Origin of the sequence: Otariodibacter oris (assembly GCF_009684715.1) — a bacterium.
GTDB classification, from domain to species: domain Bacteria; phylum Pseudomonadota; class Gammaproteobacteria; order Enterobacterales; family Pasteurellaceae; genus Otariodibacter; species Otariodibacter oris.
In genome coordinates, this window is record NZ_CP016604.1 from 1,020,890 (window position 1) to 1,033,384 (window position 12,495).

The following is a 12,495-nucleotide window of genomic DNA, read 5'->3' on the forward strand; positions in this document are numbered from 1 at the left end:
TATGAAAGTAAGAGAAAATCTGTGAAAAAAATTCTGAGTAAGTTATTCCTTTTGTTTTTAATCTCACCATTTAGTTATGCCGCTGAAGAACCTATCAAATTTGGTGGGTTAACTTGGGAAAGTGGTCAATTTACAACAGCATTATTACAAACAATTATTGAGAAAGGATATGGTTATCCCACTCAGGAAGTTTCTGGAGCAGGTGTTGCACTTGAAAATGCACTTATTCAGGACGATATCCAAATTATCGGCGAAGTCTGGGCTGGTCGCTCAGAAGTTATGCAAAAAGCCATTACAGATGGTCAAGTTAAGGTTGTGGGTGATACCTTAAAAGGTGGTGCGACTCAAGGTTGGTATATTCCTAGTTATACTCGGGAACAATATCCACAATTAAAACATGTTAGAGACTTACCTCAATTTTCTTTTTTGTTTACTGATCCCAATGATCCCGAACATTCTCGTTTTTTGAATTGCCCAACGGGGTGGACGTGTGAAGTATTCAATACACATTTATTACACAATTTAGGATTAGACCAACAATTTAATAATACTCACCCAGGCACAGGTGCTGCTTTAGATAGTGAAATATCATCTTATTATGAGCAGAAAAAACCGATATTATTTTATTACTGGCAACCGACTGGATTAATGGCTAAGTATGATTTCGTTCCTTTAGAGTTCCCCGCACATAATGCGACTTGTTGGGCTGAATTATTAAAGGCAGATAGCGATACAGATTGTGTATCTGGGTTCCCTGTGTCTAAACTTGCAGTCGCAGTATCTGAAAAATTTACTCAAGATTATCCTGATTTAGTTGATTTCCTTGAAAAAGTACAGTTAGAGCCTAAAGAGTTAAATCAACAAATCCTTGAAATGACAGAACAGCGTCGCACAGGTGCAGAACAAGCGGTCATTTTCCTCCAAAAAAATGCAAAAAGATGGGAGTCTTGGGTTAATCCTCAAGTGGCAGAACAATTAAAATCATCCTTTATGCCTCAAGCCTCTTCTGGATTTTTCCCTGAATGGTCGGTACAAACGCCATTTAACCAATGGCTAAAAATCTTTGTGCAAAATCATGGGGATTTATTCCGCCAAGTCAGTCATTATCTTCAGCAATATGTATTAAATCCAGTGGGGTATTTTTTTGCTCAAATTCCCGCATGGCTATTTATTGGATTAATTGCGGTGATTGTGTGGCATTCGACACGAAAATGGCATTTTACTATTCTTAGTGCGTTAGGATTATTTCTGATTGGTTCTTTTGGGTTGTGGTCTGCGGCTATGCAGACCGTTTCGCTCATGCTAGTTTCGATTGGTTTGACTGTTATAGTCGGTATTCCTTTAGGGATTTTATTAGCACGCTATTCAAAAATTTATCGGGTAATCTTGCCATTACTCGACATTATGCAAACCATGCCAAGTTTTGTTTATTTAATTCCAGTATTGATGCTATTTGGTATCGGCGAAGTTCCTGCGGTATTTGCCTGTATGATTTATGCCATCGTACCTTTAATTCGATTGACCGTACTTGGTATTCAGCAGATCGATAAAGAATTAATTGAAACAGGAAAGGCATTCGGTAGTAGCCGTTGGCAGATGTTGAAATGGATCACTTTACCTCTCGCAAAACCGCAAATTATGGCTGGAATTAATCAAACCGTGATGATGTCGTTAGCGATGGTTGTACTTGCTTCTATGATTGGTGCATCGGGTTTAGGGCAAATTATTTTACAAGCGATTCAAACCTTAAATGTGGGGCAAGGATTACAAGCAGGTGGTGCGATAGTTATTTTAGCGATTATTGTGGATCGTGTAACACAGGGATATGGAGGTAAGAAGTGAGTAATATTGAATTTAAAAATGTGACTAAAATGTATGGCAAAAAAGTCGCATTGGATAATGTCTCAATGAGTTTACCTAACCAAAAAATCAGCTGTATTATGGGATTATCTGGTTCAGGTAAATCCACATTACTTCGCCACATTAATCGATTACTTGATCCAACTTCGGGTGAAGTATGGGCTGACGGTAAAAATCTTATCGAGCTAAGTACGAAAGAATTGCAAAAATTTAGACAAAATTGTGTCAGTATGGTCTTTCAACACTTTGGGTTATTACCTCATTTGAATGTAATTGAAAATATTGAATATGGGCTAAAAGTGAAAGGAATCGGGGCTAAAGAACGACGTGAAACAGCGTTATATTGGTTAAATGAAGTCGGCTTGGCTGAAAATGCACAAAGTTATCCTCAGGATCTCTCTGGAGGGATGAAACAGCGTATTGGCATTGCTCGAGCGTTTGCTTGTGATACACCTATTTTACTTATGGATGAACCTTTCTCCGCTTTAGATCCTATTACAAGGGCAGGGCTACAAAATTTAGTTTTAGAATTGCAAACAAAATGGCCTAAAACTATTGTATTTGTCACTCATGATTTAGATGAAGCAGAAAGAGTCAGTGATCATGTTGTGTTACTGGAGCAAGGTAGAATTGAACAAGTAGGTACTTTTGAGGAATTACTCAATTCACCGGCAACAGAGCATGTTGTCGCATTTATGCAAAGTAAGCATAGTTAGCTTTTATCACTTGATAAAACTTGATAAGAAAACTAGCGATTAAAAGATTTTAATCGCTAGTTTTCTATTTTTAGATAGAACTAATTTTTATTTAAAATTAATTCAAGATCCAAACTCGTCCATAATGTTTTAATAGACCAGCGGTGTGTCCTGCTTTATCTCCAATGCCTTGGTATAAATCAAAATGTTGACCTTTTACGGCACCACCAACATCTAATGCAACCATTAATCTCAATTCATGGTTACCCGTCCAATTTCCTTGGTTATCAATGAGTGGCATTTCTACTAATAAAACACTTCCAGTTGGAACAATGCTTTTATCTGATGCAACAGAGGCTAAAGGAACAAGAGGAACACCTGCTGAGCCTTTAACATCTAAAGTTTGATCATATCTAAAATAAACAAATGAGCGATTACGTTCTAATAATGCTTGTAAACGATATGGATTTTTAGCTCCCCATTCACGAATCGCTTGTACGGACATTTGTTCTTTTGGAATTTCTCCATCTTCAACAAGCAAACGCCCTACACTGGTGTAGCCATATCCGTTTTTATCACCATAGGCAAAATGACGAAGATTTCCACCACCGAGATCAACAAATCCACTTCCTTGCACTTCCATTAAAAAATTATCAAGCATTGAGTTTGTATAAGCTAATTCTAAGCCTTTACCATATAATGCACCATTATAAATTTCAGCTCGAGTATATTTTTTCGGTCCTTTGGGTATTGCATAAATAGGGTGCACAAATTCACCTTGTCTAGTAAGACGAGCTTGAATAACAGGAACATAGTAACCTGTCATTAATACATTTTGGAATCCATCTTCCCCTCGCATTTGATTTGTTTGGATACCATATCGAGGAAGATCATTGATATTTCCACTCTGATTAAGCCAGTTAGTGATTTTTCCATAAGTACTTGCAAAGCGACTTGTTATTGTGGATGAATAGGATCTCGCGTAATTTAATTGTTGCAGGAATTCTCTTGGATTGACTATTCTTCCATTAGCACCGATTGTTGCTGTTGCATAATATGGATATTGTGGCGAAACGAATTGGCGGTTTTGGAAAATCGCGCCTAATTTTTGTGTATCAGATGAATATACTTTTGTATGTTTTTGAGTAGTGTTTGTTGAACAACCTGCGATTAATAATGCGATAGCAGTTGTAAGTAAAAATTTTTTGTTTTTTTTCCAAGTCATAGTTCAATTCCTAGCAAGTCAGCAATAAAATAAAAATTAGTCAGTGAGGATAGCAAAAAAGATAATCGTTCGATAGCGATAATTTCTCGAAGTGCAAAAAGAAAGCATAATGGTGTGTTTTTGATTCATTATTGTATTTGTTTAGGACAAACGAATTGTAATAGTAAATTATTACTTGAATACTCACTAAAAATTCGTATTATGAATTTATCAGACGCGGGGTGGAGCAGCTTGGTAGCTCGTCGGGCTCATAACCCGAAGGTCGTTGGTTCAAATCCAGCCCCCGCAACCACACCTGAGTTTTTTCACTTCTACCAAAATAATCTGTTTGTATTTTATTTTTGTTCTGTTTATTTTCAATAATTAAGTCGGCGTGAGTTTGTTACATTGCTTCATTTGATCAGTGTGAGTAATTTTATTCTTGATGCTATTGATAAATGTATTAACTATTAGATGATATGAAAAGAAGGGTGGGAGTATTCCCAGCAAAACCTCGGCACACAGTAATTTCAATTCTGGCTGCTTTCTTCCGAACCTGACCAAGTAAACTGAATACCATTGCGAGGAACCAAAAATACTCCCATAGAGTTACACTATAATGTGCAATGTTCAGGATTATAGTATGTAATATTAATGAATACAAGAATTAAAAAAACAAAGGTGCAAACCGATATAAAAACAGACAAATAGAGATAATTAATTGATCATTTTACTCTAAGCATATTAAGTAAGAATATTTATTATCAGTCATTTAAATATTTTAAAATAATGGATAGTGGGCTTTCTGTTATACATTTTTGTTTTGAACTACTAAAATAATTTGTAAGTTTATTTTATTTATTTTTTGATTTTGGTAAATTAATTTATTTAAACGTAAATAAATTATTGATTTGAGTTATTTAAACTGGTAGGATGACAACAGTTTCGGTGATGTTCATCAGGATGTTGGTGAAACGGTTGTATAACAAAGGAAATTTTATTCATAAATATTTTTGGCTAGATTTTATCTAGCCTTTTTTTATCTAGCTTTTTTATGCCGATTATTCTTTATCCCTTTTGCAGAATCTAGCGATTTACATTAGAATCTTTCCCCTTGTTTACACAATTCAAAAATTAAAATTTTCATGATTGACTTTCGCCCTTTTTATCAGCAAATTTCTACAACGTCTCTTTCTAGTTGGTTAGAAACGCTACCTTTACAATTAAAACAATGGGAAAAACAAACTCACGGCGAATATGCCAAATGGGTAAAACTGATTGATTTTTTGCCAAGCTATTCTGCAACCCTTAATTTAAAAGATCGAGTGGAATCCATATTAGATCAGCCATTGTCATCAGGTGAACAACAGCGAATGGTGCATCACCTTAAGCAATTAATGCCTTGGAGAAAAGGACCTTATCATCTGTATGGTGTTCATATTGATTGTGAATGGCGATCTGACTTTAAATGGGACAGAGTGTTACCGCATTTATCACCACTCAAAGATAGAACCATTTTAGATGTGGGGTGCGGTAGTGGATATCATATGTGGCGAATGGTTGGTGAAGGAGCAAAACTTGTTGTGGGTATTGATCCTACTGAACTTTTCTTATGCCAATTTGAAGCGGTGCGTAAATTATTAAATAATGATCGTCGAGCCAATTTAATTCCACTCGGTATTGAGCAAATGCAACCTTTGCAAGCTTTCGATACAGTTTTCTCAATGGGGGTGTTATACCATCGTAAATCGCCATTAGATCATCTTTCCCAATTAAAAAATCAGCTAGTAAAAGGTGGAGAGTTAGTGTTAGAAACCCTAGTGATTGATGGTGATGTAAATGATGTGCTTGTGCCAGCTGATCGTTATGCGAAAATGAAGAATGTCTATTTTATTCCTTCAGTGCCAGCATTAATTAACTGGCTAGAAAAAGTTGGGTTTAAAAATGTACGCTGTGTTGATGAAGCCGTGACAACATTGGAAGAACAACGTAAAACAGAATGGTTAGAAAATGAGTCATTGATAGATTTTCTAGACCCAAATGATCATGCTAAAACCATTGAAGGATATCCTGCCCCTAAACGTGCTGTAATTATTGCAAATAATCCCTAAAAAACCACCGCTTGTCAGCTAACAAGCGGTCACTTTCTTCTATTTTTCTGCTATAATATTCACTAATTTTCGGTAATTTACCGTAGTCTGTTTTTAAGACTATATTTTAAGATAATAGGAATGATAATGTCAGAACAACAACCAACAAATAGCTATGATTCTTCTAGCATTAAAGTCTTACGTGGACTGGATGCTGTGCGTAAACGCCCAGGTATGTATATTGGAGATACAGATGATGGAACTGGACTGCATCATATGGTCTTCGAAGTGGTCGATAACGCCATTGATGAAGCATTAGCGGGTTATTGTAATGATATCGTTGTAACAATTCATTCGGATAATTCTGTATCTGTGCAAGATGATGGGCGTGGTATTCCCGTTGGTATTCACCCTGAAGAAGGCGTATCAGCGGCTGAAGTCATTATGACCGTACTTCATGCAGGTGGTAAATTTGATGATAATTCCTATAAGGTATCAGGTGGTCTGCACGGAGTAGGTGTTTCTGTGGTTAATGCGTTATCATCAAAACTACAATTAACTATTCGCCGTGAAGGGAAAGTTCATGAGCAGTTTTATAGCTTAGGTGAGCCTGATGCGCCATTGACTGTGATTGGTGAGACGGAAAAAACAGGTACTTTAGTACGCTTTTGGCCAAGCCATGATATTTTCAAAAATAAAACCGATTTTGAATACGCAATTTTATCTAAACGCTTGCGTGAGCTTTCATTTTTAAATTCTGGCGTATCAATCAAACTTATTGATGAACGGGATGATAAATTCGAGCATTTCCACTATGAAGGGGGAATTCGAGCTTATGTTGAGTTTTTAAATGAAGGTAAAACCCCAATTCACCCAACCCCATTCTATTTATCGACAGAAAAAGATGGCATTGGTGTCGAAATTTCAATGCAGTGGAATAACAATTACAATGAAAATGTCTATTGTTTTACCAATAATATTCCACAACGTGATGGTGGTACTCACTTAGCGGGTTTCCGTGGTGCATTAACTCGTGCATTGAAAAACTATATGGATTCAAGCGGTAAGGTCAAGAAAGCCGATGCAAAAATTGATGCGTCTGGGGATGATGCTCGTGAAGGCTTGGTTGCGGTAATTTCTGTAAAAGTGCCTGATCCAAAATTCTCATCACAAACTAAAGATAAATTAGTCTCTTCCGAAGTGCGTTCAGCGGTAGAAAGCTCAATGAATGAAGCTTTACAAGAGTACTTAATTGAAAATCCGAATGATGCACAAAACATTGTGACCAAGATTATTGATGCAGCAAGAGCAAGAGATGCTGCTCGTAAAGCGCGTGAAATGACTCGTCGTAAAGGTGCATTAGATCTTGGTGGCTTACCGGGCAAATTAGCCGATTGCCAAGAAAAAGATCCTGCATTATCTGAATTGTACTTAGTGGAGGGTGACTCTGCGGGCGGTTCAGCAAAACAAGGGCGTGATCGTAAAAACCAAGCGATTTTACCGCTTAAAGGTAAAATTCTAAACGTAGAAAAAGCCCGTTTTGACAAAATGCTTTCTTCTCAAGAAGTAGCGACTTTAATCACTGCACTTGGGGCGGGTATCGGACGAGATGAATATAACATTGAAAAATTACGTTATCACAAAATCATTATTATGACCGATGCGGATGTTGATGGTGCGCATATTCGTACCTTGTTATTGACTTTCTTCTATCGTCAAATGCCAGAATTGATCGAGCGTGGTTATGTTTATATTGCTCAACCACCACTTTATAAAGTAAAAAAAGGTAAACAAGAGAAATATATTCAAGATAACGATGAAATGACTCAATACGAATTAGCTTTAGCCTTAGATGGTGCAGCGTTGTATGTGAGTGAAACTGCGCCCGCAATGAATGGCGTCGCACTAGAGAATTTAATTTCTGAATTTAATGGTGTGAAAAAATTATTTGAGCGTTTAGTCCGTCGTTATCCAATGCCAATTTTAAATGAATTAATTTATCAACCTGCATTGTCCTTGGATTTTGCAAAAAATGAAGCAGATGTAGCCGCTTGGTGTAATCAACTTGTTGAAAAATTGGTAGAAAATGAAACGGGTGGAAGTAGCTATGAGGCTGGCACACATTACAATACCGAACGTTCTATTTATGAACCGCAAATTATTGTAACCACTCATGGTATTGATACAACCTATCACCTAGATTTCAACTTTATCAATAGTAATGAATATGGGCGTATCACTAAATTAGGTCAGCAACTTATTGGGTTACTTGAGCCAACAGCTTACGTAATGCGTGGCGAACGTAAACAACCAATCGAAAACTTTGAGGAAGCAATTGAGTGGTTAGTAAAAGAATCTCGTAAAGGCTTAACAGTTCAACGTTATAAAGGGTTAGGTGAGATGAATCCTGAACAATTGTGGGAAACAACCATGGATCCAGTGGCAAGAAAAATGTTGCAAGTGACAATTACCGATGCGATTGCTGCAGATAAATTATTTACCACATTAATGGGCGATGACGTTGAACCGCGTCGCGATTTCATTGAAAGCAATGCGTTGTATGCGAACCTAGATATCTAGTTTTACTACTGAATTTTAAATACCCCGAGCTTTCGGGGTATTTTTTGCAAAATTATCTGCTAAAGTTACCGCTTGCTTCCTACCCAATTTCCTCAAAATCGCTTATAATTCCCCACTTTATAGAACCGAATTCATTTTAAAAATTTTAAGGTAATACAATGTCTGAACAAGAAAACCAAGAAGTTGATCTAAATGGCGAAATGTTAGCTCGTCGTGAAAAATTGAATCAATTACGCCAAAAAGGCAACCCATTCCCAAATACTTTCCGTCGTGAGAACTTAGCTGCTGATCTACATAAAGACTATGATGATGAAGATGGTGAAGCTTTAAAAGAAAAAGAAATCAAAGCTGTTGTGGCTGGACGTATTATGTTACGTCGCTCAATGGGGAAAGTGACTTTTATTACTATTCAAGATGTGAGTAGTAAAATCCAACTTTATGTTGCTCGTGATAGCCTACCTGAAGGTGAATATGCAAGCACAATCGCAATGCTTGATTTAGGTGATATTGTTGGTGCAAAAGGGACATTATTTAAAACTAAAACGGGTGAATTAACAGTTCGTGTGAGTGAGTTACAATTATTAACGAAATCACTTCGTCCATTACCAGACAAACATAAGGGTTTAACGGATCAAGAAATTCGTTACCGTCAACGTTATTTAGATTTAATCGCAAATGATGATTCTCGTCGCACATTTATGATTCGTTCTAAAGTCGTATCAGGTATTCGTCAGTTCTTCTTAGAAAAAGGATTTATCGAAGTTGAAACACCAATGTTGCAAGTCATTCCAGGTGGGGCAGCGGCTAAACCATTTATTACACACCACAACGCACTTGACGTGGATATGTACTTACGTATTGCACCAGAACTTTACTTAAAGCGTTTAGTTGTAGGTGGTTTTGAGCGTGTATTTGAATTGAACCGTAACTTCCGTAATGAAGGGGTGTCTGTTCGTCACAACCCTGAATTTACGATGATTGAGTACTACCAAGCGTATGCAGATTATCACGATCTAATGGATAACACGGAAGAATTATTACGCCGTTTAGCCTTAGATATTCTAGGCACAACGGACGTACCTTATGGTGAATACGTATTTGATTTCGGCAAACCATTTGAGCGTATTACAATGCACGATGCGATCGTAAAACACGGCAATGGTATTACTCTTGAAGATTTACATGATTTTGATAAAGCAGTGGCAATTGCGAAAGGCTTACATATCGAAATTCAAAAATCGTGGGGATTAGGTTCAGTAGTGAACGCTATTTTTGAAGAAGTGGCAGAGCATAAATTAATTCAACCGACATTCTTAATGGCGCACCCAGCAGAAATTTCGCCATTAGCACGTCGTAATGATGAAAATCCAGAAGTAACGGATCGTTTTGAATTATTTATCGGCGGACGTGAAATCGGAAATGGTTTCTCAGAATTAAATGATGCAGAAGACCAAGCTGAGCGTTTCCATGCACAAGTGGCAGCAAAAGAAGCCGGTGATGATGAAGCAATGTTCTATGATGATGACTTTGTTGTTGCACTTGAACACGGTTTACCACCAACAGCAGGTGAAGGTTTAGGTATTGACCGTTTAGCAATGATTTATGCTAATGCACCATCTATTCGTGATGTGATCTTATTCCCTGCAATGCGTCATAAATAGTACGCTAAAATAACAAAATAAGATAAGTCAAAACCACCTTTAATAAGGTGGTTTTTGTTTTGGTAATGGAAATAGATTTGTTTATTTTAGTTCACAATTTCCACTTCAGTCTTCGCATTTAAGCCTCTTACAAGTTGAGAGCCTTTTCTTGCACGTTCGCCACGATATTTTTCAATATCACTTGGTTTTAACGTAATCTTACGTTTACCAGAAGTAAAGACTAAAGAGCTTGTTGGTTGAATAATCAGTAAGCGAGAGAGCAATTCATCACCAGCTTTAGCGGCTGCCGATGAAATATTAATGATTTTATTTCCCTTGCCTTTTGATAAGGTTGGTAAGTCGGATACAGGGAACACAAGCATTCTGCCGACATTACTCATTGCAACAAGGAGATTATCTTCGGTTTGAGTAAGTAATTGTGGAGGCAATACTTTTGCATTTTCTGTTAAGGAAATGACCGCTTTACCTGCTTTATTACGGGAAACTAAATCTTCAAATTGACAAATAAAGCCATAACCTGAATCCGATGCCATTAAGACTTTTTGATTTTCTTCCCCCATTAATACATATTCAACCGTTGCCCCTTCGGGTAAATTGATTTTCCCCGTAATTGGTTCGCCTTGTGAACGGGCAGAAGGCAATGAGAGAGGATCTACTGCATAGCTTCTTCCTGAACTATCAATAAAGATCACTGGTTGATTACTCTTACCTTGAGCGTGAGATAAATAATTATCCCCTGCTTTATAGCTGAGGTTCTTCACGTCAATATCGTGGCCTTTAGCACAACGCACCCAACCTTTTTCTGACAAGATGACTGTGACAGGTTCCGCTGGGGTTAAATCACTTTCGGAGATTGCTTTTGCTTCTTCACGTTCTACGATAGGCGAACGACGAGGGCTTGCAAAAGTTTTTGCGTCAGCTTGGATCTCTTTTTTAATTAAGGTGTTGAGCCTGCGTTCTGAACCTAAAATGCCTTGTAAATGTTCTTTTTCTTCAGTAAGTTTTTGTTGTTCCGCTTGTAATTCGTGTTCTTCTAATTTAGCTAAGTGGCGTAAGCGAAGATTTAAAATCGCTTCTGCTTGCGTATCACTTAAATTAAAACGCTTTATTAATTCCGCTTTAGGATTATCTTCATTGCGGATGATTTCAATCACTTCATCAATATTAAGATAAGCAACTAATAAACCTTCTAAAATATGCAAACGTGCTAAGATCTTATCTAAACGATAATTTAAACGACGAGTAACAGTGGTTTTACGGAAAGTTAGCCATTCGGTTAAAATTGTCAGTAGATTTTTGACTGCAGGTTTGCCATCCAAGCCAATCATATTCATATTGACTCGATAGCTTTTTTCTAAATCTGTGGTTGCAAATAGATGTGCCATTAAAGCATCAAAATCAATACGATTTGAACGAGGATCTAACACAATACGAATTGGGTTTTCGTGATCTGACTCATCACGAATATCATCCACCATCGGTAGTTTTTTATTACGCATTTGTGTCGCAATTTGCTCAATGACTTTTGATGGCGAAGCTTGATGGGGGAGGGAAGTAATGATGATTTGCCCATCTTCTTTTTTCCATACAGCACGCATTTTAATTGAGCCTTTGCCTTGCTCGTAGATTTTGGAAATATCGGCTTTTGGCGTAATGATTTCTGCATCCGTTGGGTAGTCTGGACCCTGTACGATACTCAATAAGTCAGTTAGAGAAGCGGTCGGTTCATCCAAAAGTTTTACCAATGCTTGAGCAAGTTCATTGATATTATGTGGCGGAATATCCGTTGCCATACCTACTGCGATACCTGTTGTACCATTTAATAGAATATGGGGTAATCGAGCGGGTAAATATTTAGGTTCATCCAGAGAACCATCAAAATTCGGTTGATAATCAACGGTGCCTTGTCCTAATTCACCTAACAGCATTTCCGACATTTTAGAGAGTTTAGACTCGGTATAACGCATTGCCGCAAATGATTTTGGATCATCTGGCGCTCCCCAGTTTCCTTGACCATCAATGAGTGGATAGCGGTATGAGAAGGGTTGTGCCATTAATACCATTGCTTCATAACAAGCACTGTCGCCGTGAGGATGGAATTTACCGAGTACGTCCCCAACTGTTCTGGCAGATTTTTTATATTTTGCAGAAGCGTTTAAGCCCAGTTCGGACATGGCATAAATGATACGGCGTTGTACTGGCTTTAAGCCATCCCCAATGAAAGGTAGGGCACGATCCATAATAACGTACATTGAGTAGTTGAGATAAGCGTCTTCAGTAAAACGCTTAATTGGCATTTGTTCAACGCCTTCGTAGTTGATTTCTGAATTCATAGATTATTGCTGTTTTCAAAAAAAGGGACGCAAAGTAATGCGTCCGATATATATAATATTATTGTCTATTAT

The 12,495-nt window shown here is 37.4% G+C and carries 7 protein-coding genes, 1 tRNA gene and 1 other RNA gene; 6 read left to right on the forward strand and 3 right to left on the reverse strand.

The window, feature by feature from the left end; all coding sequences use genetic code 11:
- Positions 1-21 precede the first annotated feature (21 nt).
- Together A6A10_RS04735 and A6A10_RS04740 are read left to right on the forward strand one after the other, a co-directional pair.
- Entirely contained in the window at positions 22-1,842 is a 1,821-nt protein-coding gene (locus A6A10_RS04735) for a glycine betaine ABC transporter substrate-binding protein (RefSeq protein ID WP_195759394.1), read from the forward strand.
- Positions 1,839-2,576, forward strand: coding sequence for an ATP-binding cassette domain-containing protein (locus A6A10_RS04740; protein WP_121121459.1), 738 nt, complete (start codon positions 1,839-1,841; stop codon positions 2,574-2,576). The genes A6A10_RS04735 and A6A10_RS04740 overlap by 4 nt, the downstream gene beginning before the upstream one ends.
- A gap of 97 nt (positions 2,577-2,673) precedes the next feature.
- On the opposite strand, the gene mltA is transcribed toward A6A10_RS04740, so the two are convergent.
- On the reverse strand, positions 2,674-3,780 hold the full coding sequence (gene mltA, locus A6A10_RS04745) for a murein transglycosylase A (protein WP_121121457.1): 1,107 nt from the start codon (positions 3,778-3,780) through the stop codon (positions 2,674-2,676).
- Positions 3,781-3,995: 215 nt separating this feature from the next.
- Between mltA and A6A10_RS04750 the strand changes: the two genes are divergently transcribed.
- Positions 3,996-4,072 (forward strand) — tRNA-Met (locus tag A6A10_RS04750).
- A gap of 184 nt (positions 4,073-4,256) precedes the next feature.
- Here A6A10_RS04750 and ffs read toward each other — a convergent pair.
- Positions 4,257-4,355, reverse strand: an RNA gene (ffs, locus tag A6A10_RS04755) — signal recognition particle sRNA small type.
- Between the two features lie 549 nt (positions 4,356-4,904).
- Here ffs and cmoB point away from each other — a divergent pair.
- The 3 genes from cmoB to lysS all read left to right on the forward strand — a co-directional run bounded on the left by cmoB (position 4,905) and on the right by lysS (position 10,090).
- Complete coding sequence (gene cmoB, locus A6A10_RS04760; protein ID WP_121121455.1) at positions 4,905-5,870, forward strand: tRNA 5-methoxyuridine(34)/uridine 5-oxyacetic acid(34) synthase CmoB; 966 nt, start codon at positions 4,905-4,907, stop codon at positions 5,868-5,870.
- Positions 5,871-5,996: 126 nt separating this feature from the next.
- On the forward strand, positions 5,997-8,429 hold the full coding sequence (gene gyrB / locus A6A10_RS04765) for a DNA topoisomerase (ATP-hydrolyzing) subunit B (RefSeq protein WP_121121453.1): 2,433 nt from the start codon (positions 5,997-5,999) through the stop codon (positions 8,427-8,429).
- Between the two features lie 158 nt (positions 8,430-8,587).
- The gene (gene lysS, locus A6A10_RS04770; RefSeq protein WP_121121451.1) at positions 8,588-10,090 is read left to right on the forward strand and encodes a lysine--tRNA ligase; all 1,503 of its coding nucleotides are present in this window, start codon (positions 8,588-8,590) and stop codon (positions 10,088-10,090) included.
- A gap of 86 nt (positions 10,091-10,176) precedes the next feature.
- Here lysS and parC read toward each other — a convergent pair whose 3' ends face one another.
- Positions 10,177-12,423 (reverse strand): DNA topoisomerase IV subunit A, encoded by a 2,247-nt coding sequence (parC, locus tag A6A10_RS04775; RefSeq protein ID WP_121121448.1) that lies wholly within the window; start codon positions 12,421-12,423, stop codon positions 10,177-10,179.
- Between the last annotated feature and the right edge of the window lie 72 nt (positions 12,424-12,495).